Raw genomic sequence first — 24135 nt, 5'->3', positions numbered from 1 at the left:
GCAAACAGGTCTGCAGGCGGGCTGATAAACATCGTTTACGGCGGATGATTGAACTGCCGCGATAGCAGGAACTGTCTGAAATCAATCAGAGGGCGCTCCAGTTCGACCAGCTTCCCGCCCTTGGCATGCGTTGCCGACATGCCTTGCTGTAGACGTTCACAGATGGCTTTGTCTTCGGCCAAAAAAGTTGCCGAGTGGTCGGATGTGAATGTCTCGCTCAGCGCCGTCGCTGACGCGGCCGTGCCACCAGAGTAGACGCGGCAACTGTCCGTGCCATGGGGTAAGACCGAAAGCCAGTCCAGAGATGCGGGGGTTAGGATTCCGACAAAAGAAGGCGGCAGAAAGATCAACAAATACTGGTGTTGAGTCTTATGGGTTTCGCCGCTCAGCCAACGCGATAGCTTGGATCTGCGGTCCGACAAGAGGCCTGCAGTAAGCGACCACTCGGCGCTGCCTGCGACGTAGAACGCATACTTTGTAGGTGCGACAGTCTCCAGGGATTTTTGATGCACCTTGAACAGGTGGTAGCTTTCTATCGCGTTTTCGATAACAAGCTTCCAATTGGCTTGCCAGCATTCTGGTGTGCCCTTGTAGCCCTTGGTAAAGCGTTCCAGTTGAAAATGTCTGAGGTGTTCGTCGATGCCTGCCACGCGCGATGAAAGCGGTGGAGGGTTTGATCTGAGATTGACGAACAGCAGGCCGTTCCAGCTCTCAAGCGGGAATGACCTTAGGCTGTGTGCTGGCCTGTCGACCTTGATAGCTCCGCAGTAAGGTGCGCCTTTGAGCGAGCCGGAATCGGAGTAAGTCCAGGCATGGTAAGGGCACACGATGTTGCGCTTGAGTTGACCGAAGCCGGCATCCAACAAAGGGGTGCCCCGATGACGACAGCTGTTCGATAAGGCCCGAATGCGACCGTCTTGGCCGTGAATGATGACCACCGGTTCGCCCGCAAGATCCAGTGCAAAATAGTGGCCGGGTTTGGGGAGCTGCGACGTGCTGCAAACGAAGACCCAATCCTTGTGAAATACGTTCTTCGTTTCGCTTATGAGTACCTGCGGGTCGGTATAGGCCTCGTAGGGTAGGGACTCGGCTGATTCGATGGGTTGGGTGAGCTTTTGGACATAGTTATGCCAATCAATGCCTGTCATGGCGCGTGTCCTGCTAGTGTCTGAATCAACTTCCTTGCAGCCTCCTTGGACGATTGACGAATGCTTTGCAGAGCGCCGAGTGGGGCCAGTGATTCAGCGTTGAAGTAGATGCCGACCAGCCCGGCTGCGATCGTGTCTACATCTTTCTTCGGGGCCGTTGGGTATGAGCGCTGTAATTCATCGCTCATACGTTCGATGAATTGCAGGTTCCATGCACGGAGGCGTTCACGGATGTTGGCATCGCTGACAGCGCCAAGCGTCAATGACAAGGCAACAAGTGCAAGTTGATGGGTCGTCTGATAGTCATCGAAGAGCAAATCGAGCAGGGGGGGGATCCGGTTCTGATCTGGCAGGCACGACAGCATTGCCTGCACTTCGTTGTCCGAGCGCTCGAAGAACCGGTCGAGGAACATCTCGAAAATTGCGTCGCGATTACCGATGTTGTGACGCAACAGGCTGCGGCGTAAAGCGGCAACTTCGGCGATTTTCTCGAGTGTGGTGCCGTGAACGCCATACTCAACCACGCAGGTTTCTACGGCGTCCAAAATGGTTTTTGTGCGCTCGGCTTTGAGGCTGGGTCTGGGCATGGTCTCTCTAGTAAATAATCAACATTGACAATCTATCAGGTCGCGGCTAGGGTGTAAATGATCAATGTTGACAATAAACATCAAAACTCAGGACTCAACATGCTTTTATGGCGGTGTATAAATCCTCGCTTTGCCCCCGAAATCAGGGTGCTGCCTGCGCCTGTGCGGGGCACTTGGTGGAGTCGCTCAGAGTCCGAAACCTTGTGTAGAAAACGCGCCGTTGGCTTGTGGACGGGCTGCCTGCGAGCGGTCACTGCATCACGCAGTTCTGCTCCGGCGAGTAGGTGAAGTAGAGATGGATTGGCTGATTACGCGGTTTAGCGAAGAGCAGTTGTATGCGCTGGAAGAATGGATCGGTGAATGGTTCTTTTACGCCGCGCTGGGGATTTTGGCGTTGGAGCTATGCAGCCAGGTTCGGAGCAAAAGTATTCGTTGGAAGATCGTTGGGGATGCGCTGACCAACTTTGTCACGCTCGGTGCGTTTATCGGTATAGCCCTGCTGTTTTTCGGCGTCTATATCGGTGCGCTGTACTGGTTTTATGAATACGCAAGCGTCATCCAGCTCCCAAACACACTTTGGGTGTTGGTGTTGGCGGTGTTGTTGGCAGATTTCATTTACTACTGGGAGCACCGTTTTATGCACCGCGTGAGCTTGGGTTGGGCCTCGCACACGGTTCACCACAGTTCGCCGTACTTCAATATTTCGGTGGCTTATCGCTTCGGGCCACTGGACGGAATTTTGCCGCTGATTTTCCATCTTCCGATGGCAATGCTGGGGTTTAATCCATGGATGATTCTGCTCGCTGAGACCTTGGTGCAGCTCTATCAAACTGCACTGCACACGGAACTGGTCAGAAAATTGCCCCGCTGGGTTGAGGCAGTCTTCAACACGCCGTCCCACCATCGGGTGCATCACGGGAGCAATGCTCAATACATCGACAAAAACTACGGCGGCATGCTGATCATTTGGGACCGGTTTTTTGGTAGTTTTGAAGCCGAGAAGGAGAAGGTCATCTATGGCTTGACCGACCCGATCGAATCCATAAACCCGTTTGTCGTGTTCTTGCATGGCGTTTGGCGCATGCTGGTTAACATTGCAGCTTCAAAAAGCTTTGCTGAGGGCGTCGGTCACATCTGCATGCCACCTGAATGGTCTGCTGTTCGTGCGCTGCGATTGCAACAAGCCGCTCAATCAAAGGGCCTTACGGGAAGGGGGCAATCATGAGTGGCAACATATGGCCAGTGGTCGGTGTTGGACTGCTGATTTGGCTAAGCTTCGATTTGCTTACAGGGCGTACTTGGCTGCATCGGCGGTACTCGCGCGTGAGCGAGCCATGTGCCTACTGGAGCATCCTGCTCGTTTGGTTCGTCATCGCGCTTTGGTCGTTGGGCACGGTTTAACGGCGCTGCATCCAGTGCTGGTGGTTTCATCTGATTGGCGGCCACGGCGGGGTGCGCCGGTGTATCGAAGATCACGCGTTTAGAGCGCAGCAAACGGATTTATGTCGAGATATGAGCATTGAGCAGGATCAATACTGGATGGCACAGGCGCTGGAGCAGGCCCGCGCTGCCCAGGCGCTGGGTGAGGTTCCGGTCGGGGCCTTGCTGGTGGCCGACGAGCAGCTGGTGGCTCAGGGTCACAATCAGCCGATCAGTGCCCACGATTGCACGGCGCATGCCGAGATCGTTGCCCTGCGTGCTGCCGGCCAAGTGCTCGGGAATTATCGACTGCCCGGATTGACCTTGTACGTTACGCTGGAGCCGTGCGTGATGTGTGCCGGCGCCATTGTGCAGTCGCGGGTTGCACGGGTGGTCTATGGTGCCCCGGACCCCAAGGCAGGCGCAGCCGGTTCGGTGTATGACGTGCTCAGTGCGCCACGCTTGAATCATGCGGTGAGATTGACGCCGGGTGTGCTTGAGGGTGAGTGCGCAAGCTTGCTGCGCGAGTTTTTCCGCGCGCGCCGGGTTAAAACGAAAACCTGAATGGTGGTCGGGCGCTATGGCCAATCGCTGATGGCGATGCCGAAGCTCAACCTTTCGTTGCTGTGGTTGTAGTCAATCAGGGTTTCGCCGTAGCCGCTGAAGAACTCGACGTAGCCTTTGAGGCGTGTGTTGATCGGGTAGGTGAAGGCGGCGGTCAGCGCGCCACGATTGTCCGCACGCAGATTGTTACGCAGGCTCACGCGCACGGTTTTGTTGTTGATCACCCAGCCGACTGAAAATTGCCCATTGCCGACATAGCGTTCGATGTCGGGATTGTCATCGCCTTTGGGGTCATCCGGGCCGTCTTTGGGATCTTCGGGCAGGCGGTCCCATATCACCAGGTCGAGAAAGAAGCGCCGCCAGCGGGCTTCCACGCCGGTGTAGATCCGGTTCCAGCTGCGTGACAGCGGCAACGGTTGTCCATTGGACTGGTGGCTGAATCCTGCGCGCAGGTTAACGTCGCGCAGGGGACCAAGCTGCCAATCGCCGAAGGTCGACACGAAGGCTTCGGGTTCGTGATTGGTGTCGCGAAAAGGCGCGGATTTGTCGCGATTGAAAGCCTGCCAGAACGAGCGCCCGGTGTAGGCGAAATACAGGTCCAGTGGCAGTGACAGCGGTTCTTCCCAGATCGCCACCTTGAAGCTGAGCTGGAACTTGACCTCGAAATTTTGCAGTTCGCTGTCGGCCATATTGAAGGGCGCGCCATGGGTGCGCCGCGACCAGCTCAGCGGCAGCAGAAAGTTCGGTTTGTGCGGTGAGATCGCGTAGGGGTTGCGTCGCGCAGACAGCTCAAGATCGCGGCGCTGAGCCTGGGGCAGAGCTTCGGCTTGCAGTTCGACTGTTGTGGCATCGTCAGTCGTGTTGGTTGCTGCGTAGGCGTGCGTGCTGGCAAGCATCAGGCCTCCCGCGGCTGCCATGAGGCACAAGCCGAAGCGTTGCATCAGAACATCTCGGAGGCGTCGGTTTCTTCGCTGGCCGCCGTGTCGTAGCGGTTGGCAATGTAATCGCCGGTGATCATCTGGCGGTAGCTCATGCCTGGCCCGACCATCGGGTACACGCCGGCATCACGGTCGACCATGACTTCAAGAAACGCCGGGCCTTCGAAGGCCAGGAAGTCGGCGATCACGCCGGGCAGGTCGGCCTTGTTGTCGACCCGTTTGGCCCATTCGTAACCGTCGGCTTCGGCGGCCTTGATGAAGTCTTTTTTATGCAGAGACTTGTCGGTGGCGGAGAAGCGGCTCTTGAAGAACAGCTTCTGCCACTGCCGCACCATGCCGTCGCCGATGTTGTTGAGCACCACCACCTTGACCGGCAGGCCGTAGGTTGTGGCGGTTTCCAACTCGCCGATGTTCATGCGGATGGACGCGTCGCCGTCGATGTCGATAACCAAGCGCTCGCGCTGGGCAAACTGGGCGCCGATGGCGGCCGGGAGACCGAAGCCCATCGTGCCCATGCTGCCCGAGGTCAGCCACAGGCGCGGCTCGCAAAAATCAAAGAACTGCGCCGCCCACATCTGATGCTGGCCAACGCCGGTGCTGATAATGGCTTCGCCCTTGGTGATTTTGTTGATTTCCTCGATCACATGCTGCGGCTGTATGTCGTCACCGTCCGGCTTGTAGGCCATGGGGTGGGCGGCTTTGAGCGCTTTGAGGTGATCCGCCCACTCGGTGAAGTCATGTGGCAACGGATTTTTCCGCGCATAGTCGATCAGTGCCTGCAGGGCATTCTTGAGAATGCCGACATGGTGCCAGTCGGTGGCCTTGACCTTGTCGATCTCCGAGTGGTCGATGTCGAAATGGGCAATGTGGCGGGCGTTGGCGGCAAATTCGTTGGGGTTGCCGGCCACGCGATCGTCGAAACGGGCGCCCAGGGCAATCAGGAAGTCACAATCATCCACCGCATAGTTGGCGTATGCCGTGCCGTGCATGCCCAGCATGTGCATGCACAGATCGTCGGTGGTGTCGAAGGCGCCCAGGCCCATCAGGGTGGTGACCACCGGGATCTTCAACTCGCGCGCCAGGGTGGCCAGCTCGGCCGAGGCTTCGCCATTGATGACACCGCCGCCGGCGTAGATCAGCGGTCGACGCGATTCCTTCAGCATATCGAAGAAACGCACGCACTCCAGTTGCGACAACTTGTTGCGCGACACCGCGTGCATGCGCTGGCGGTAACCTGGCACCGGCAGGTAGCCGGAGCCCTGATATTCGCCTTCCCAGTTCTGGACGTCCTTGGGGATGTCGATCACCACCGGGCCGGGGCGACCGGTGCGGGCGATCTCAAAGGCCGTGCGCATGGTTTCTTCCAGGCGCGCCGGGTCGGTGACCAGAAACACGTGTTTGGCGGCCGCGCCCATGATGTTGGCCACCGGCGCTTCCTGAAAGCCATCGGTGCCGATGGCGCCGGTCGGCACCTGGCCACAGATCACGACGATCGGAATGGAATCGGCCATGCAATCACGCACCGGGGTCACGGTGTTGGTTGCGCCGGGGCCGGAGGTCACCAGGGCGACACCAACCTTGCCACTGGCGCGGGCGTAGCCGGCGGCCATGAAGCCCGCGCCCTGTTCATTGGCGGGCACGATCAGCGGCATCGGGTCGCTGCCATCGGCCTGGCGATTGTCGTTGTTATAACGGAAGATCGCGTCGTAGCTGGGCAGAATGGCGCCGCCGCTGTAACCGAAAACCGTGTCGACGCCTTCGTCTGCAAGCACCTGTACGACAATCTCTGCACCCGTCATGCGGGTTCCGGACAGGGGGTGCTTGGGGGCGGCTTCAGGGCCAAAATCTTCGGTCATGGGGATTTTCATGTTGCGCTGCACAGAACCGCGCATTCTAATGAATTTTCGACATGTAGATAAAGGCTTTTGTACTGCGCGTTGCACATGTTGGTGGCCAGCCGGCGGCTTTGAGGCCTGAGCCCAGCTTGATTTTCGCCGCGCTGAGCAGTATGTTCGCGCCCCTTTTTTGCCGCTTGTTGCGATGCGACACATCATCTCTGTTCTGTTGGCCAACGAAGCTGGTGCGCTGTCACGCGTAGCCGGTCTGTTTTCCGCGCGTGGGTACAATATCGAGTCGCTAACCGTAGCGCCGACGCAAACCCCGTCGGTTTCGCGTCTGACGCTGACCACGACCGGGTCTGACGAGGTTATCGCCCAGATCAACAAGCAATTGCAGAAGCTGGTCGATGTGGTCGACTTGGCGGACTGGACCGAAGGTGGCCACATCGAGCGCGAAATTCTGCTGCTCAAATTGAATGTGGCGGCGGAGGATGTCGAGTCGATCACCGCGCGTGCAGCCAAATATGGCGCCCAGGTGCTTGATGACATCCCCCACAGCCTGACCCTGGAATTCACCGGAACCAGTTCGGAACTGGATGATTTCGTTGCAGACATGACCCGTAGTGGTCAGATCCTCGAATTGGTACGTAGCGGCGTCAGCGCGATCGGCTGCGGTAACCAAACCCTGAAACTTCACGGATAAGACACATGAGCTTGAATATCTATTACGACAAAGACGCGGACCTTTCACTGATCCAGAGCCGCCAGGTCGTGATTCTTGGCTATGGCTCCCAGGGCCATGCCCATGCCCTCAATCTGAAAGAATCGGGAGTCTCGGTCACCGTTGGTCTGCGCGAAGGTTCGGCTTCGTGGGCCAAGGCTGAAGCCGCTGGCCTGAGCGTCAAGACGGTTGATGAGGCGGTCAAGCAGGGCGATCTGGTCATGATCTTGGTCCCCGACGAGCATCAGCTGGCGCTGTATCAGCAGATCGAATCCAGCCTCAAGCAGGGCGCCACCCTGGCGTTCGCTCACGGCTTCAACATCCATTTCGAACTGATCCAGCCGCGTGCGGATCTGGACGTGATCATGGTCGCGCCCAAAGGTCCGGGCCACCTGGTGCGTTCCACTTACACCCAGGGCGGCGGCGTGCCGAGCCTGATCGCTGTGCACCAGGATGCCTCCGGCCAGGCCCGCGACATCGCGCTGTCCTACGCTTCGGCCAACGGTGGCGGCCGTGCCGGTGTGATCGAAACCAACTTCCGTGAAGAAACTGAAACCGATCTGTTCGGCGAGCAGGCCGTGCTTTGCGGTGGTGCCAGCGCGCTGGTTCAGGCCGGTTTCGAAACCCTGACCGAAGCCGGTTATGCGCCGGAAATGGCCTACTTCGAGTGCCTGCATGAGCTCAAGCTGATCGTTGACCTCATGTACGAAGGCGGCATCGCCAACATGCGTTACTCGATCTCCAACACCGCAGAATACGGCGACATCAAGACCGGCCCGCGCATCATTACCGAAGAAACCAAGGCGGAAATGAAGCGCGTCCTGACCGACATTCAGGAAGGCAAGTTTGCACGTGAGTTCATCGCCGAAAATCAGGCCGGCCAGCCGGTCCTGAAGGCTTCGCGTCGGCATGCTGCCGAGCATCAGATCGAGCAGGTTGGCAGCAAGCTGCGTTCGATGATGCCGTGGATTGCCGCCAACAAGCTGGTCGACAAGGACAAGAACTAAAACGTCCCCACGGCTTGCCAAAAAAGGTTGAAAATGGGCTGACTTGTCAGCCCATTTTTTGTTTACGGGGTTTCGGCGCGCGCTCACCATGAAATACAGCACCTTCTTGCATGTGGCCAGAGAAGCCTGGGTTTTGCTGATGCCGCTGGCTTTGATCGGGGTGCTGCTGTCGATGAGCATGACCTCGGCCTGGCCCTGGGTGGTGGCCGGCGGCCTTTGTGCCCTGGTCGCACTGTTGTCGCGCGATACCGACCGCATCGTGCCGCCGCAGGCGCTGGGTTTGGTGGTGCCGGTGGATGGCACCATTGTTCACCGCCGCGAGTGCCATGACCCCTACCTGGATCGCGCAGCCATCCGCCTGAGCATCCGCATCAACCGCTACGGCGTCTACTATCTGCGAGCGCCGTGTGAGGGCACGCTGATGGAAATCAAAACCCCGCGCGGCGCGCATCATGCGGAACAGGCCAGCTGGATACGCACTGACGAGTTCGATGACATCGTGATGGTGGTCAGCGAAGGCAGTCTGCTGGGGCAACGACCCTGCAACGCGGGATTCGGTCAGCGGGTCGGGCAGGGGCGCCGTTGTGGCATGCGCCGGCTGGCTCGACGCCTGGATCTGTACGTGCCGGTCAACAGCCGTATCGACGTGAAGCTGCAGCAAAAGGTTCGTGCCGGCAGCGATGTGCTGGCTACAATGGTGCACAACGCCTCCAACCTGGATGTGAGTTCCTGACATGGCTGAACCTGAAGTCAGCAAGCGTCGCCGCGGGATCTACCTGCTGCCCAACTTGTTCACCACCGCCACATTGTTCGGCGGTTTCTACGCCATCGTGGCGTCCATCAATGGCCGGTTTTCGATCGCGGCTGTGGCGGTCTTCGCCGCCATGTTTGCCGATGCGCTGGATGGTCGGGTCGCACGCCTGACCAACACCCAGAGCGACTTCGGCAAGGAATACGACTCGCTGGCCGACCTGGTGACCTTCGGTCTGGCGGCGGCCCTGATGATTTACACCTGGTCGCTGAACACGCTGGATGGCGCCTTCTGGCTGGGCGGCAAGGTGGCCTGGCTGGTCGCTTTCATCTACGTGGCGGGCACCGCTCTGCGGCTGGCGCGCTTCAATGTGTATGTCGCATCCGACGGTGACAAGGGCTACTTTTTCGGCCTGCCAAGCCCAACCGCCGCGGCTTTGGTGGTGGGTTTTGTGTGGGTGTGCGAGACCAGTGGCTTAAGCGGTGAAGTCATGGCCGTGCCGGCACTGGTGATCACACTGGCGGCTGCTTTGCTGATGGTCAGCAACGTGCCGTATCGCAGCTTCAAGGATTTGAAGTTGTCGGAAAAGGTGCCGTTCGCCTATGTCTTGATCATGGTCAGTCTGTTCGTGCTGATCGCCATGGACCCGCCGCGCGTGCTGTTCGGGTTTGCGCTGGTCTACACCGTGTCCGGCCCTGTTCTGGCGCTCAGCCGCTGGCGACGTCGACGTTCGATTCCGTCAGATCAGGATCTGCCCGGAGACGAGTAGGTCGCCATGAGCTATACCCGCGCTCATCTGGCTGAGCTGGGCCTGACCCTGTGGCGCTCTCGCGCGGCGTCCGCCGCCGAGGTGGAGTCTGTTGCAGACGTCCCGGAATCGGTTCCAGTGCCCGTTTCTGAGGCGCGGCCAGCACAAACAGCACCGGCCCGGCCGTCGACGCCGCCCCCACAGGCACCAGCAGAGGCTCAGCTCAGCGCAGATCGACGTGATGAAGAGGAAGCCGCAGCGGCGCGTCGCGCAGCCATTGCGCGCATGGACTGGGCCGCCCTTGAGGCCTACGTCAAATCGCAGTCACGCGGTGATGCCCAGCAGGCCGTGTTTGGCGTGGGTGCACGTGATGCCCGCGTCATGGTCATCGGGGAAGCGCCCGGTGCGGAGGAGGATCGTCGCGGCGAACCTTTTGTGGGGCGCGCCGGCCAGCTGTTGGATCAGATGTTGGCCGCAATCGGTCTGTCGCGTCAGCGCGATGTGTACATCGCCAATATCTGCAAGTTCCGCCCGCCCAACAATCGAGATCCTCGTCCGGACGAGGTCGCGCAAGACATGCCCTATCTGCAGCGCCAGATTGCCCTGGTACAGCCGGATTTGCTGATCGCGGTCGGACGCATCGCGGCGCAGAATTTGTTGGGTTCGGAACAGCCGATCGGGCGCATGCGTGGCAAGCCGCAGCATTTCGGAGATGCGCGCCTGCCGGTGGTGGTGACCTATCACCCGGCCTATTTGCTGCGCAGCCCGCGCGAAAAGGCCAAGGCCTGGGTCGACCTGAAACGCGCCCGTAGCCTGCTCACGGTGAGCGCTTGAGTGCGCCGGTGGCCTGGCGGGTGCGCGCTATGCAGGCCGACGATCTGGATGCGGTGACGTTCAATGAACAGGCGGCCTATCCGTTTCCCTGGAGCCGCGGCATTTTTGAGGACTGCCTGCAGTTCGGCTACCCAAGCTGGGTGGCTGAAAGTGAAAACGGCGATATTGCGGGTCACGCCGTGATGACCTTGGCGGTGGGCGAGGGGCACATTCTGAATGTCTGCGCACACCCGCATTTTCAGGGTATGGGGTTGGGCCGTTGTCTGCTCAATACGCTGGTCGATCACGCTGAAGGCGAGGCCGCACAGCGCATGTTTCTGGAGGTTCGGGCGTCCAACCACGCGGCGATCCAGTTGTACCGCTCCGCCGGCTTTGAAGAGGTCGGGGTGCGCCGCGGCTATTACCCGGATGATGATGGCCGCGAAGATGCCGTGGTGCTGTGTCGGGAGCTGAAAACGCCTGTGGCATACTGAGGCAGTACGCCAGCGGGGCGCGCGGCGAACCAGCTTCGCCGGAGGCAGGGCATGAAAATCAATTTGGGCGGCCTCCTCGGGCGCAGGAAGCCGACACATCCGCCTTTGCGCCTGGGCTTTCTGCCGACTACGGATGCGGCAGTGTTGTTGGTTGCCCAGGCCCGCGGGTTTTTCCGCGAGCAGGGTCTTGAGGTCAGCCTCGCGCGTCAGACCTCCTGGCAGCGCAGTCGCGACAAATTGGCCGGTGGTGAATTGCAGGCCGCGCATCTGCCGGGCACCGTGCCACTGTGTGCGAGCTTGGGCATCGGCGGTCCGGTTCAGGCTTTGCGCACGGCCTTCGTGCTGTCGCTGGGCGGTTCCAGCTTTGGCTTGCATGCGCGCTGGTTGCAGGCTTTGCAGGATGCAGGCCTGGGACAGCAGCGCGTGACACCCGCGCAGTCCCTGCAGGCGCTGGCCGTGCTGGTGGCGCAACGCCGCCAGGCCGGTATGCCGCGTCTGCGTTTTGCCGTCAGTGATCGCTACAGCAATGGCAGTTATGACCTGCGCTACTGCCTGGCCAGCGTGGGGATCGATCCACAGGAACACGTCGAGCTGGTTGCGATCACGCCGGGGCGGGTGCTGCGCAGTTTACGGGATGGCAATTATGACGGTGCCTGGCTGGATGAGCCCTGGGGCTCCCTGGCCGCGGCGCAAGGTCTGGTGTCACTGATGTTCAGCAAGCAGGCCTTCTGGAACCACAGTCTCGGCAAGGTACTGGCGGTGCAGGACGATTTTTTGCACGAACATCCACGCACCCATCGCGCACTGCTTCGTGCCCTGATGCAGGCCGCGGACTGGCTGGAGAACCATCGCCAGGATGCGCTGCCGCTGCTCAGCGCGCGAGACGCGCTCAACGTGCCGGTGCAGGCCCTGGAGGTGCTGACCAAAGGCATTGATACCTTGGCTGGCGCCCAGCCGCGCGATCTGGTTTTTCAGTTCGGTGCGGCGAATTTTCCCTGGTATTCGCAGGCCGTTTGGTACCTGGGGCAGATCATTCGTTGGGGCGATTTCTCCGAGGTGCTGGATTTCAAGCGTGCCGCACAGGATGTTTATCTGCCCAAGCTTTATCGTGAAGCGGCGCGGGAGTTGAATGTGGCGTATCCCAATATCGGCTACAAAAACGAAGGCGAGCACGATCAGGACTGGGAGCTGGATGAGGCATCGCACAAGCTGCTGATGGGTGCGGACCTGTTCTTCGACGGGCGCAGTTACCGCCCGCGTCAGACCATGAAATATCTCAACGGTCTGGATATCAGCCACATCCGCGCGCCGCTGGACGCGATGTGGGCGATACGCTGAGCGCGTCAGCGTGACCGAAATTGTCGGACGCGTTGGCGGAAACGTTTGAGTAGAACCGGGTCAGTTTGTCGGCTGGCGTAGCGCAGGTGCACGTACAGCTGGCTGATGCGTTGCGCATCGTCGGCCAGTTGCGGTCGCTCGCGGGCCACGCGCTGGCTCAGGTCAATTGGGCCTTCGTGCAGTTGTGGCGCCAGTCCCGCGCGTTTGAGTTTGCCCAGGAAGCGTCGCCAGATGCGTTGCACCGGATCGCGCTCCAGCTCGCTTTGATGGGCGCGGGCGACAATCAGATTGATAATCAGCAGGCTGGACAGCGTGAGCACGGTGAGCGTGATAAGCAAAGCGCGCAAGCCTGGCATGCCCAATGCCGACATGATGTTCTGCTGCAGTTCCGGGCCGTAGGCCAGAACCCAGCGGTTCCAGGCGGCGTTGACCTGGTCCCAGCGTAGCTGCAGTTGCACCAGCGTACCGCGACCTAGGCGCGCCAATCCTGGAATCGGTTCGCTGGCCGGTAGTGCGCCGCCCAGGCCCAGTTCAACGCGTTCCGGTGCAACCGCAGCGGTGGGGTCGATGCGGACCCAGCCGCGACCCTCCAGCCACACTTCGCTCCAGGCGTGAGCATCCGACTGGCGCACGATGTAGTAATCGCCATTGCGTTCGGCGCCTTGATAGCCGGTGACAACCCGGGCCGGAATACCCGCTGCGCGCATCATGAAGGTAAAGGCGCTGGCGTAGTGTTCGCAAAAGCCGCGGCGGGTCTCGAACACGAATTGATCGATGCTGTGTTGGTTCATCAGCAACGGCGGACGCAGGGTGTAATGGAAAGGCTGGTTGGCGAAGTGTTGCAGGGCAGTGGCGATGATCGCCTGGGGCGCATCATCCTGCGCTTTCCAGCTCAGCACCATCTCGTGGGTTTGCGGGTTGGAGGCCTGGGGCAGGGACAGCAGATGTTGCCGATAGCGCTCGCTGGCTTCGCTGCCCACGTTGTAACGTGTGCCCGAGGCCAGTCTGTACAGTTTCTTGTCGATCACATCCCATTTGTGGCGCAGCACCAGGTCGCGGCCCATGGTGGCGCCTTCGGGCAACGGGCCTTGCGGCAGGTCCAGCGCCAGCAGCCAACGTTTGCCATGCGGCTCCAGCTGCATTTCGTAAACGGTGGGAGGACCTTCGAATTCAACTTGTGCGCGGATGGGTAGATCGTTTCCTGGCCCTGGCAACCAGCTGCGCCCGTTGAAGTACTCGAACACCGGGCCACGCCAGTACAGTTCGCTGCGTGGTGGTGCCTCGGCGTCAAAACGGACCCGGAAGGCCACCGCGTCCGACATGCCCAGTTCGCTGATCATGCCCGGCTCCATCGAGTCGCTCAGGCCTGTCATGCCTGCGCCGGCATCGGTGGGAATGCCCCAGAGTGGCCCGGGAATACGCGGAAACAGGACGAAGAAAATCAGCATCAGTGGCACGGCCTGCAGCATCAGCGTGCCTGACAATCGCAGGTTGCGTTTCAGCGGCAGGATGCCCTGCGGGTGGTTGACCTCGATGAGCACGCTGGTAATCGCCAGCGCGCCGGCAAACATCAGCAACAGCATGATCATTTCCTGACTGAACAGGAAATGGGTGATGAGCAGGAAATAGCTGAGATAGATCACCACCAGATAATCACGCCGCGTGGTCATCTCGGTCAGTTTCATGCCCAGCATCACAACCAGCAGCGCGACCCCGGCGTGATGGCCATTGAGGGTCTGGTACTGGGTCCAGATGCCGACCAGAGCCAGGCCCGCCAGCAGGTTGCGCAGCAGCGCACCGGGCATTGGCCAAGTCCGTTGGGCGGCCAGCGCGCGCCAGATGCCCATGGCGATGACCAGGGCGCTGGCCCACAGCGGCAGGCGCGGTAGATGGGGCGCGGCGATCAGGAACAGCACCGCCAGGACGCGGTAGACCTTGGCCGCCGACAGATGATCGTGAACGGCACTCATGTGGTGCCTCCGGGCGTGCCGAAACGGGCCAGCTGTTCCAAGCATTGCTGCCGATGGGCGGCGCCGCGCGAGGGTTTGAGCTCGACGCCCGGCAGACGCAGGCCGTATGCCTGATACCCGGCTTCGGCATCCAGGACCCAGCGACACAGCTGCGATAGTCGCTGCTCCGGATCGATCAGGTCAGGCAAGCTGGCCCAATCCAGCCATAGCGATTCATCCATCGGATCGGCAAAGGTCTTGACCGTCAGGCGCCCGGTATGGCCGTAGCGTTTCCAGTGAATGGTGCGTGGCGCATCGCCGTACTGGTAGTCACGCAGATGGGAAAAATCATCGCGCCCGCGTTGCGCACCGGAACGTTTGCCGCGTTCCCCGGCAACCGGCGGTATCGGGCGTGTGTGGGCGGCGGGTTTGGGGTAAACCAGGTACTCGCTGCTCAGGGTGATCCAGCTCCAGGCCTGGAACAGGCCCAGGGGGAATTCGGTGGCCACGGTGAAGCGCGGGACGCGGTAAACGCCGCGCGGCTGCGCGGGAATCTCGAACCCGCTCAGCACGTTCTCGTCCGCTTCGCAGTCCACTGCAGAGTCTGCGGACAGCGCCGATCGCTTGAGGCCGCAGAGCACGCTGTAGCGGGTTTTCTGCGTGCTGTGACTGAATTGCACCGGCACCCACACCGGATCACCCGCGTGCACCGAGGGTATGCGCGGCACATGCACGTTCAGCTTGAGCAGATTGGCATTGGTGTGGTGCATGGCGACCATACCCATGCCGCCGAGCAGAAAGGTCAGCGCAAAGGCCAGTGAATTGCTGTAGTTCATGGCGCCGAGCAGCATGGCCAGCAGCATCAAGGCAAACACGTATCCCGGCCGGGTCGGCAGGATGTAGCAGCGCCCGCGCCGAATGGTAACCGGTGGCGCTTGCGGCTTGTGTCGCGACACCACCCAGCTTTCGAAGCGCTGGTTGAGACGTTGGAACAGGGACACCTGATCGGCGCTGGGTCAGGGGATGGCGACGTCGGCGAGCAGCTCCTTGATCAGCGTCGCGACGCCGCTGTCGTCGCCGCTGTTGAGCTGCAGGCGATGACCAGCGACGTGCGGAAACACCGCCTGAACGTCTTCCGGCACCACCGCTTTGCGCCCATCGATCAGGGCCCAGGCCTGGGCTGCGCGCTTAAGGGCCAGGCCGGAGCGCGGTGACAGGCCCAGTGCGACACGCGCATGACTGCGGCTGGCATTGACCAGGGCCAGGATGTAGTCGATCAGTGCCGGGCTGGCGGTGATGCCGCCGACCTGAGACTGCAGATCCAGTACATCGCCATCGCTGAGCACGTTGCCCTGCTGCAGCAACAGTTCGCGGCGTGACTGGCCGAGCAGCAACTCTTTTTCAGCCTGATGCGAGGGGTAGCCCAGCGACAAACGCATCAGGAAGCGGTCGAGCTGCGATTCGGGCAGCGCAAAGGTGCCGATCTGATCCAGCGGATTCTGCGTGGCGATGACAAAAAACGGCTGCGGCAGCTTGCGTGTCTCGCCATCGCTTGTGACCTGGCCTTCTTCCATGGCCTCGAGCAGCGCACTTTGGGTTTTCGGGCTGGCGCGGTTGATTTCATCGGCCAGCAGCACCTGGCAGAACACCGGGCCGGGCTGGAAACGGAACTGGCCGCTGTCCTTGTCGAACACCGACACGCCGCCAATGTCGGCCGGCAGCAAATCGCTGGTGAACTGGATGCGGCGGTATTGCAGGCCGAGTAGGTGGGCCAGGGTCTGCGCCAGCGTGGTCTTGCCCACGCCGGGCACATCTTCGATTAGCAGGTGGCCTTGTGCCAGCAGGCAGCTCAAGGACAGTTTGAGGACATCCGGTTTGCCCAGGATGATTTCGCTGGCGGAGGTCAGTATCGACGCGATGCGGTCGCTCATGCGGCTCGGCAGGCTGTGGGTCAGCGCCCGATTGTGCGGTGGCCGGGCAGGCTTGTCCACGCTGCGGCTCGCGTCGGGGTGCCGCCAGTGGCATGATCACTGCATAAGACCTACACAATATTTCAGGACGGGAAAGGTGCCGAATACCTCTACGCCATGGATGCACAAGCTGCGTGATCGCTATCGCCTTTACGAGGCCCAGCGTGCAATGGACAACGCGATCAATTACGACGAATGGCTGGAGGCTGCGACCGATTACGAGCATTTCAGCGGCGGGCACGAATGGCGCGAGACCGAAACCAGCAAGGACTACGACCACCAGCTGGTGCGTGAGCGTCTGGATACCATCCGTCGTCTGCGCTATCAGGACCGCCCCGATGACCTGATGTATGAATTGCGTCAGGGTTTGCATTGGAACTTGGGCAACTCGGGCAACCCGCTGCTCTACGGGGTCAGCCCGCTGGGCACCAAATATCTGATCGAGTCCTATCTGGACACGGTGACCGAAGCCCTGGACTGGATTGCCGAGCAGCCTGATTCCCGCATCCGCAAAGCGACCAAACGGTCATTCTTTTCCGATCTGGCCCAGAGCTACGGGCGTTCGGCACTGATGTTATCCGGCGGTGCCACCATGGGGCTGTTCCATGTCGGTATTGTCCGCGCCCTGTATCTGCATGATCTGCTGCCGGACATCATGTCGGGCTCCAGTGCGGGATCGCTGGTCGGGGCCTGTGTCTCGGCGCGCACCCGGGAAGAGGCCCAGACCCTGATGGATCCGGACAACCTCTATCTGGATTTGTGGGGCCTGCTGTCGCCGCGCGACATGCGCCGCACCGGCGGCATCATGGATCAGAACAAGCTGCGCCGTGGTCTGTCGGAGAATCTGCCGGATGTGACCTTCGAAGAGGCCCATGCCCTGTCCGGCATCTCGATGAACATCACCGTATCACCGGTGGCCGACAACCAGCCGGCACGCCTGCTCAACCATCTGACCTTCCCGCATCTGTACATGCGTGAGGCGGTGCTCGCATCCTGCGCCGTGCCGTTCCTGTTCCCGCCGGTGAAATTGGCGACGCGTAACCTGCAAGGCAAACGCGAGCCGTACATGTCGTCACTGCGCTGGGCAGATGGCTCGCTGCAGAGCGACCTGCCGCGCATGCGCCTGCGTCGGCTGTTCAACGTCAATCATTTCATCGTCAGTCAGACCAACCCGCATGTGCTGCCGTTTCTGACCCAGCGCGAGCCGGATGAGGCGGGTCTGATGCACGGTGCTGGACGTCTGGCCCTGGGCGCGGCGCGTCATCAGGCCCAGCTGGCGCTGAAGTTCACCCGTAACAATCTGCCGCACCCACTGAATCGCCTGCGCCGCCACCTGGATCATGCCTCCGGCATCCTTGATCAGGACTATCGTGGCAACGTGACCATCCTGCCGAGCTTTGACATGAACAGCTACACGCGCGTGATCCGCAATCCGCGGATTCAGGACGTGCGTCGCATGATCATCCAGGGCGAGCGTGCAACCTGGCCCAAGCTGGCCATGATCCGCCATCAGACGGTGATCAGCCGGACGTTGGCCCTGTGTCTGGACAAGATCGAAAAGCGGCGCGTCAAACAGCACGCCGCCTGAGCGTATCGCGCCTACAGGGCGCGAATCTTGTCCTGCTGGGCTTTCAGTTCATTCAAGGTGCGGGCTTGCGCGTCAGCCTGCTGACGGGCTTTTTCGACAACTTCCGCGGGGGCCTTCTCGACGAAGCTCGGATTCTTCAGCCGCGCCGCTGCGCCGGCCAGTTCTTTTTCCAGCTTGGCGATCTGCTTGTCGAGTCGGGCCAGCTCCGCATCCTTGTCGATCAATCCGGCCATTGGCACCAGCAGCTTGAGTGAACCGGCCACTGCCATGGCGCATTCCGGCGGGTTGTCGCCAGCAGGCTCGAGGCTGTTGATGCGGCCCAGTGCGTTCAACCACGGCCCCATTGAGGCCAGGCGTGACACATCGTCGGCACTTTCATCCTGGTACAACACGTCCAGCGGTTTGCCCGGCGCGATGTCCATTTCGCCGCGAATCTGGCGGATCCCAAGCAGGCATTGCTGCAACCAGGCGATGTCGGCCTCGGCGGCCGGATCGGCCTTGCTGGGGTCGGCCACCGGGTAGGGCTGATGCATGATGGTTTCGCCCTGCTTGCCGGCCAGCGGGCCAATACGCTGCCAGATCTCCTCGGTGATGTAGGGCATCAAGGGGTGCAGCAGGCGCAGCACCGTTTCCAGCACGCGCACCAGGGTCCGGGCGGTGCCACGGCGGGCGGCCGGATTGTCGGCATTGTTGATGACCGGCTTGGTCAGTTCCAGATACCAGTCGCAGAAATGGTGCCACACGAATTCATGCAGTTCCGCGGCGATCAGGTCGAAGCGATAGCCCGCGTAATGGCGATTGACGGTCGCTTCGGTGTGCTGCAGCTTGGAAATGATCCAGCGGTCGGCGACACTGGTTTCGATCTCGCCGTCGTCTGACAGGTCGATGCCTTCGACGGTCATGTCCACATAGCGCGCGGCATTCCACAACTTGTTGCAGAAATTCTTGTAGCCTGCCAGTCGCTGGGTGTCGAAGCGGATGTCACGCCCGGTCGAAGCCAGCGCGGCAAAGTAGAAGCGCAGCGCATCGGTGCCGTGTTGCGGAATGCCCTCGGGGAAGTCCTTGCGTGTCTGCTTGGCGATTTTTTCCGCCATTTTGGGCTGCATCAAGCCGGCCGTGCGCTTGTCCAGCAGGGCATCCAGGGTAATCCCGTCGACCACATCCAGCGGATCGATCACGTTGCCCTTGGACTTGGACATCTTGGCACCGGAGGCGTCGCGCACCAGGCCGTGCACATACACCTCGCGGAATGGCACATCGTCCATGAACTTCAGGCCCATCATGATCATGCGGGCAACCCAGAAGAAGATGATGTCGAAGCCGGTGACCAGCACGCTGGTCGGGTAATGCTTGGCCAGTTCGGCAGTGTTGGCCGGCCAGCCCAGGGTCGAGAACGGCCACAGTGCGGAGGAAAACCAGGTGTCGAGCACGTCCTCGTCCTGACGCAGCGCAAGGCCAGCATCCAGCTGATGCTTTTCACGCACTTCGTCCTCGTTGCGCCCGACGTAGATGTTGCCGGCGTCGTCATACCAGGCGGGGATGCGATGGCCCCACCAGATCTGACGCGAAATGCACCAGTCCTGAATGTTGCGCATCCACTCGAAGTAGGTCTTGGACCAGTTCTCCGGCACGAAACGAATGCGTCCGGATTCCACCGCTTCAATGGCCGGCTCGGCCAGGGGCTGGGCTTTGACGAACCACTGGTCGGTCAGATAGGGCTCCAGCACCTGATGGGTGCGGTCGCCGCGCGGCACCATCAGGCGATGGTCATCGACCTTGTCGAGCAGGCCCAGGGCATCGAGATCGGCGACCACGGCCTTGCGCGCATCGAAACGATCCATGCCGCGATATTTTTCGGGCACATCGTCGTTGAGGCTGGCGTCGTCGTTGAGAATATTGATCAGCGGCAGGCCATGACGCTGGCCCATCTCGTAGTCATTGAAGTCGTGTGCCGGGGTGATCTTGACCACCCCGGTGCCGAATTCACGATCGACGTAATCATCGCCAATCACCGGAATCTCGCGCCCGACCAGGGGCAGCGTGATGGTTTTGCCGATCAGATGCTGGTAGCGCTCGTCGTCCGGGTGCACCGCCACGGCGCTGTCGCCAAGCATGGTCTCCGGGCGGGTGGTGGCAACCGTGAGATGGCCGGAGCCGTCACTCAGCGGGTAGCGGAAGTGCCACAGATGGCCGTTTTCTTCCTGCGATTCGACTTCCAGATCCGACACCGCAGTCTTGAGCACCGGGTCCCAGTTGACCAGACGCTGGCCGCGGTAGATCAGGCCTTCCTCGTGCAGCTTGACGAACACCTCGGTGACCGCCTCGGACAGGCCTTCGTCCATGGTGAAGCGTTCGCGCTCCCAGTCCACCGAGGCGCCCATGCGGCGCAGCTGGCGGGTGATGTTGCCGCCAGACTCGGCTTTCCATTCCCAGATCTTTTCGATGAAGGCATCGCGGCCAAGATCGTGGCGGCTGGTGCCTTCAGCGGCCAGGCGTCGTTCCACCACCATCTGGGTGGCGATGCCGGCGTGGTCGGTGCCCGGCTGCCACAGCGTGGCGTGGCCTTGCATGCGGTGATAACGGGTCAGCGCATCCATGATCGTGTCCTGGAAGGCATGCCCCATGTGCAGGCTGCCGGTCACGTTCGGCGGCGGGATCATGATGCAGTACGCATCACCCTCCATGCCCATGCGGAAGTATCCGTTGTCCTCCCACTGGGTGTACCAGCGGGATTCGATCTCGGCGGGATCGTAGTTCTTGTCCATGCGAAAGCAGCGTTGCTGTGACCGGGAAAAAGCCGGCCATTATAGAGGGCAGGGGACGCCGGGTCAGGCGCCGATCTGATGAGTTTCGAGCTCGTAGCCGCGGCTGCGGTAGAAAGCGTAGCGCTGACGTGCGGCTGCCTTCTCGTTTGCATCACCGGCGACGATTTCCAGCGCACGTTCGAAGCTGGAAAAAAAGTCGGGTGGCTGGGGCTGGCCCAGGTCCAGATTGAGCAGCACATCACGCTGGGCCGGCAGTTGTGAACCCATGCCCAGCACGATCGGTGAGGTGTTGTCCTCGTGCTCCAGGTCATGCGGCACGAAGCTGCCCTGTTTGAATGTCCACAGGCGCTCGTTGAAAACCTGCCCGACCTGGGCGTCGGGCAGGTTGACGTAAGCCATCTGCGATTGGCTGTGGATGCGCTCGAGCAGACGGCATGCGAAATCATGCACGTCCGCATCCGGCGCGTTCAGCACATAGAAGCTGACGCGGGTCACGAAGCCTTGTTGAACAGGTATTGCATCAACATCGGCACCGGGCGGCCGGTGCCCAGCTTGCGCGCATTCCAGGCGGTGCCGGCGATATCCAGGTGGGCCCAGGTCGCTTTACGTGTGAAGCGGTGCAGGAAGGAGGCGGCGGTGATCGCGCCGGCGCCCGGCCCACCCACGTTGGCCACATCGGCAACCGCACTTTTGAGCTGGTTTTGGTATTCCTCCCACAGCGGCATCTGCCAGGCCCGATCGGCTGTGCTCTGGCCGGCGGCAAGCAGTTCGTCGGCCAGCTGCTGGTTGTTGGCGAACAGCCCGGTGGCCTGATCACCCAGCGCTACCACACAGGCGCCGGTCAGCGTGGCCATGTCGATGATCACCTCCGGGTCGTAGTTTTCCTGTGTGTAGGTCAGCGCATCGCACAGAATCAGGCGACCTTCGGCATCGGTGTTGATCACCTCGATGCTGATCCCGGCCATGCTCTTGACCACATCGCCAGGTTTGTTGGCATCGCCGTCGGGCAGGTTTTCCGAAGCCGGCACAATGCCCAGCACATTGATGTTCGGCTGGGCTTCGATCAGGGCTTGGAACACGCCGAACACGGTGGCCCCGCCGCACATGTCGAACTTCATCTCTTCCATCTTGGCCGCAGGCTTGAGGCTGATGCCGCCGGCATCGAAGGTCAGGCCCTTGCCGACCAGAGCGACCGGCTTGTCACCTTTCTTGCCGCCCTTGTATTCCATGATGATCAGCTTGGCCGGCTGGCGGCTGCCGCGTGAGACCGACAGCAGCGCACCCATGCCCAGCTTGGCCATGTCTTTTTCTTCCAGCACCGTGCAGCTCAAGTTCTTCTGGCCTTTGGCCATGTCCTGGGCCAGTGCCGCGAGGTCTGAGGGGGTGCACAGGTTGCCCGGGCGGTTGCCCAGGTCCATGGTCAGCTTGACGCCGGCAGCGGTGGCTGTGGCCTGGGCCAGTGCGGCATCCAGTGCGGCGCTGCGCGCAGCCACGGCCAGGGTCATGCTTTTGAGTTTGCTGGCCGGGGCTTTCTTGATCAGCAATTCGTCGAAACGGTAAAACGCGGCTGCGCTGGCCAGCACGCCCTGGCGTACGGCGAAACTCGCATCCATGCCCTGGACGCTGAGCAGCGAAAGCGTGTTGTAACAGTCCTTGCCGCCGAGTTTGCTGAGTGCCTGAGCGGCGCTGGTCAGCGCTTGGGTGTAACGGGTGGCATTAAAGTCTGTGTTCTTGCCCAGTCCTACAAGCAAAATGCGCTCGCACGCCACGCCCTGCGGCTTGTGCAGCAGCAGAGTCTGACCGACGCGGCCATCCATGTCGCCGCTGCCCAGCATCTCGGTGAGCAGGCCGTCGGTGGCTTGATCCACCGCTTGTGCCGGTTCGGACAGCTTGCGGCGCTCGAAGACACCGAGGACAAGGCAGGCGGTGCGCTGCTTGTCTGCAGCGCCGGCTTTGATTTGATATTTCATGCTGATGAAGATCAGAAGTGTGGGGGGATAATAGCCCAGCCCCGGATTGCTGACCGAGAGTTGTTCGCATACGAGCCCCCTGGGAAAGCTCTAAGCGTTGCTCTCTAGAGGTTGAATCTCAATCGTAACCCGGCATTGACTGCTGTCTGGTTAAGTTCCAGATGCGAAACATAAGCTTGTATCAGCCACCGCCGGGACAGGCGATATCCTACGGACGCGTCCAGCAGCATGGATGTATCTTCACCTTCGACTACGTGCGATGTGCCGTCGATGTCTACACTGACCTCTGTGTCGAAGCTCCTGAACAGACCGACGGTTCCCGCAAATATCCAGTCGTGCAGGGTTTTTTGAGCAGAGATGGCGACACGCGCACCGGTACCACCAACCGGATGCTGATCAGCAAGAATCTCTTTTACAGCGGCTTCGTCCGCATTGCGGATATCAATTTTGCTGGAATAGCTTCCCAGGTCCAGTACGCCAAGCTCTACAGCCCACGCTGTTGTGATGTGAAATCCGACTGACGCGGACCAAGCGGCGCTGGATGTATCAAGTTGAGTGAGATCTACAAATGTTGCGGCCGACTCTAAGGCACGATTGAGCTCGCTTGCCGATATATCGCTGGAGGCATATCCACCGTCCAGCGACACATACCAGCGGTGGAATTCGCTGGATGACTCTTTCGTCGGTTGGGGAGAGACAAGAGTCAATTCATTGTCTTCGTGCTCGCTGGATTCCACATGAATGGATTGAGGTTCTAGCACAACGTCCTCGGACTTCGGGGCGTCGAGCGTGTTTTCGGTGGATGCCTGTGTATTGACATTATCCTCCGAGTCAGGAACTTGGCTCTCGACTCCGATAATCCGAACGGGCTCAGGGATGGGGATGCGCTGTTCGCTGGGGCCAATGCGAAGCAGATGCTCCGACACATAACCCAGTGCGTTGCTATTCAGATTTCGGACTTTGACAAAACGGCCGTGGCGTTCATGAATTTCAAGGCGTTCGCCAGCGGGGAGTACATCGAGAATCTCAGATTCAAGATCTGGGCTGGCGCGGAGGTTCGCTCGGGTCCTTGTCGTCCCCGTTGCAGAATAGTTCAGTTGCGTCGGCTCGGAAGATTCGAAGTACAACATCACGCGGCGTACAAAACCTTCCGATCCATCAGGCAATCGGACCTGAACGAAGTCGCCCAGTTGCTCAACTATGGATACGCTCCGGTCACGCTCAACAATGCCGATAATCCTCGATTCAGTGCTCGGCTCCGCTCGCAGCAGAGCTCCAGCCCAAGCCGTACCTGTATCTGCCAGGCAAGGCGTCACACTGAACCAGCCCAAGATCATCAGGGCCAGGGTGTGCCATCTGAGATCGCTCATTGCAGTTCTACGACGGCACTGTGAACGTCAAATACCTCCATGTTGACGGCATCTCCACTGTCTGTGCCGGTTGCTTCTACTTGCGGGTCAGTGGCGGAGTAGGAGGCGTTCACGCTGTCTACATTGGCACTGCTGCCGTCGCTACACGATGTCAACA

21 protein-coding genes are annotated in these 24135 nt (G+C 60.6%); 10 read left to right on the top strand and 11 right to left on the bottom strand.

From position 1 onward, the window contains the following. Positions 1 to 35: 35 nt before the first annotated feature. Positions 36 to 1148 carry an aromatic ring-hydroxylating oxygenase subunit alpha gene (locus ATO7_RS00835; protein ID WP_083559025.1) on the bottom strand — a complete coding sequence of 371 codons (1113 nt, stop codon included), beginning with the start codon at positions 1146 to 1148 and terminating at the stop codon, positions 36 to 38. Beyond that, positions 1145 to 1735 (bottom strand): TetR/AcrR family transcriptional regulator, encoded by a 591-nt coding sequence (locus ATO7_RS00830; protein ID WP_083559024.1) that lies wholly within the window; start codon positions 1733 to 1735, stop codon positions 1145 to 1147. Before ATO7_RS00830 ends, ATO7_RS00835 begins: the two co-directional genes overlap by 4 nt. Before the next feature lie 295 nt (positions 1736 to 2030). On the opposite strand from ATO7_RS00830, the gene ATO7_RS00825 reads away from it, so the two are divergent. Together ATO7_RS00825 and tadA are read left to right on the top strand one after the other, a co-directional pair. Continuing rightward, positions 2031 to 2960 carry a sterol desaturase family protein gene (locus ATO7_RS00825; RefSeq protein WP_083559023.1) on the top strand — a complete coding sequence of 310 codons (930 nt, stop codon included), beginning with the start codon at positions 2031 to 2033 and terminating at the stop codon, positions 2958 to 2960. Between the two features lie 287 nt (positions 2961 to 3247). Continuing rightward, positions 3248 to 3718, top strand: coding sequence for a tRNA adenosine(34) deaminase TadA (tadA, locus tag ATO7_RS00820; protein ID WP_083559022.1), 471 nt, complete (start codon positions 3248 to 3250; stop codon positions 3716 to 3718). A 14-nt stretch (positions 3719 to 3732) separates the two neighbouring features. On the opposite strand, the gene ATO7_RS00815 is transcribed toward tadA, so the two are convergent. Together ATO7_RS00815 and ilvB are read right to left on the bottom strand one after the other, a co-directional pair. Beyond that, positions 3733 to 4635 (bottom strand): phospholipase A, encoded by a 903-nt coding sequence (locus ATO7_RS00815; protein WP_206044749.1) that lies wholly within the window; start codon positions 4633 to 4635, stop codon positions 3733 to 3735. 23 nt (positions 4636 to 4658) lie between these two features. Next, entirely contained in the window at positions 4659 to 6524 is a 1866-nt protein-coding gene (gene ilvB, locus ATO7_RS00810) for a biosynthetic-type acetolactate synthase large subunit (protein WP_240499402.1), read from the bottom strand. A 172-nt stretch (positions 6525 to 6696) separates the two neighbouring features. On the opposite strand from ilvB, the gene ilvN reads away from it, so the two are divergent. From ilvN to ATO7_RS00775, 7 genes are all read left to right on the top strand, one after another. Then, a complete protein-coding gene (gene ilvN, locus ATO7_RS00805; protein WP_083559020.1) occupies positions 6697 to 7197 on the top strand; it encodes an acetolactate synthase small subunit in 501 nt (166 codons plus the stop codon). 11 nt (positions 7198 to 7208) lie between these two features. Next, entirely contained in the window at positions 7209 to 8222 is a 1014-nt protein-coding gene (gene ilvC / locus ATO7_RS00800; protein ID WP_206044819.1) for a ketol-acid reductoisomerase, read from the top strand. Between the two features lie 88 nt (positions 8223 to 8310). Continuing rightward, entirely contained in the window at positions 8311 to 8955 is a 645-nt protein-coding gene (locus ATO7_RS00795; RefSeq protein ID WP_146680091.1) for a phosphatidylserine decarboxylase, read from the top strand. Position 8956: 1 nt separating this feature from the next. Beyond that, positions 8957 to 9742: a CDP-diacylglycerol--serine O-phosphatidyltransferase gene (gene pssA, locus ATO7_RS00790; protein ID WP_083559017.1), complete on the top strand. Its 786-nt coding sequence runs from the start codon at positions 8957 to 8959 to the stop codon at positions 9740 to 9742. 6 nt (positions 9743 to 9748) lie between these two features. Next, complete coding sequence (locus tag ATO7_RS00785; RefSeq protein ID WP_083559016.1) at positions 9749 to 10555, top strand: uracil-DNA glycosylase; 807 nt, start codon at positions 9749 to 9751, stop codon at positions 10553 to 10555. Continuing rightward, the gene (rimI, locus tag ATO7_RS00780; protein WP_240499401.1) at positions 10552 to 11028 is read left to right on the top strand and encodes a ribosomal protein S18-alanine N-acetyltransferase; all 477 of its coding nucleotides are present in this window, start codon (positions 10552 to 10554) and stop codon (positions 11026 to 11028) included. Before ATO7_RS00785 ends, rimI begins: the two co-directional genes overlap by 4 nt. A gap of 51 nt (positions 11029 to 11079) precedes the next feature. Next, on the top strand, positions 11080 to 12366 hold the full coding sequence (locus ATO7_RS00775; RefSeq protein WP_083559015.1) for a CmpA/NrtA family ABC transporter substrate-binding protein: 1287 nt from the start codon (positions 11080 to 11082) through the stop codon (positions 12364 to 12366). 5 nt (positions 12367 to 12371) lie between these two features. Here the strand turns inward: ATO7_RS00775 and ATO7_RS00770 are convergent, their stop codons facing one another. The 3 genes from ATO7_RS00770 to ATO7_RS00760 are packed head-to-tail and all read right to left on the bottom strand — an operon-like array spanning position 12372 to position 16246. Beyond that, positions 12372 to 14336: a transglutaminase TgpA family protein gene (locus ATO7_RS00770; protein ID WP_158522972.1), complete on the bottom strand. Its 1965-nt coding sequence runs from the start codon at positions 14334 to 14336 to the stop codon at positions 12372 to 12374. Beyond that, positions 14333 to 15316: a DUF58 domain-containing protein gene (locus ATO7_RS00765; protein ID WP_083559013.1), complete on the bottom strand. Its 984-nt coding sequence runs from the start codon at positions 15314 to 15316 to the stop codon at positions 14333 to 14335. Before ATO7_RS00765 ends, ATO7_RS00770 begins: the two co-directional genes overlap by 4 nt. Before the next feature lie 15 nt (positions 15317 to 15331). Then, complete coding sequence (locus ATO7_RS00760) at positions 15332 to 16246, bottom strand: AAA family ATPase (protein ID WP_083560947.1); 915 nt, start codon at positions 16244 to 16246, stop codon at positions 15332 to 15334. Positions 16247 to 16382: 136 nt separating this feature from the next. Between ATO7_RS00760 and ATO7_RS00755 the strand changes: the two genes are divergently transcribed. Then, the gene (locus ATO7_RS00755; protein WP_158522971.1) at positions 16383 to 17873 is read left to right on the top strand and encodes a patatin-like phospholipase family protein; all 1491 of its coding nucleotides are present in this window, start codon (positions 16383 to 16385) and stop codon (positions 17871 to 17873) included. Positions 17874 to 17884: 11 nt separating this feature from the next. Here ATO7_RS00755 and ATO7_RS00750 read toward each other — a convergent pair whose 3' ends face one another. From ATO7_RS00750 to ATO7_RS00735, 4 genes are all read right to left on the bottom strand, one after another. Then, a complete protein-coding gene (locus ATO7_RS00750) occupies positions 17885 to 20638 on the bottom strand; it encodes a valine--tRNA ligase (protein ID WP_083559011.1) in 2754 nt (917 codons plus the stop codon). Positions 20639 to 20701: 63 nt separating this feature from the next. Next, positions 20702 to 21133 (bottom strand): DNA polymerase III subunit chi, encoded by a 432-nt coding sequence (locus tag ATO7_RS00745; RefSeq protein WP_206044748.1) that lies wholly within the window; start codon positions 21131 to 21133, stop codon positions 20702 to 20704. After that, on the bottom strand, positions 21130 to 22608 hold the full coding sequence (locus ATO7_RS00740; RefSeq protein WP_083559009.1) for a leucyl aminopeptidase: 1479 nt from the start codon (positions 22606 to 22608) through the stop codon (positions 21130 to 21132). The genes ATO7_RS00745 and ATO7_RS00740 overlap by 4 nt, the downstream gene beginning before the upstream one ends. 104 nt (positions 22609 to 22712) lie before the next feature. After that, entirely contained in the window at positions 22713 to 23978 is a 1266-nt protein-coding gene (locus ATO7_RS00735; RefSeq protein WP_083559008.1) for an SH3 domain-containing protein, read from the bottom strand. Positions 23979 to 24135 lie beyond the last annotated feature (157 nt).

It is taken from the genome of Oceanococcus atlanticus (genome assembly GCF_002088235.1).
Classification (GTDB): domain Bacteria; phylum Pseudomonadota; class Gammaproteobacteria; order Nevskiales; family Oceanococcaceae; genus Oceanococcus; species Oceanococcus atlanticus.
This window is presented reverse-complemented; position numbering and strand designations above follow the sequence as displayed.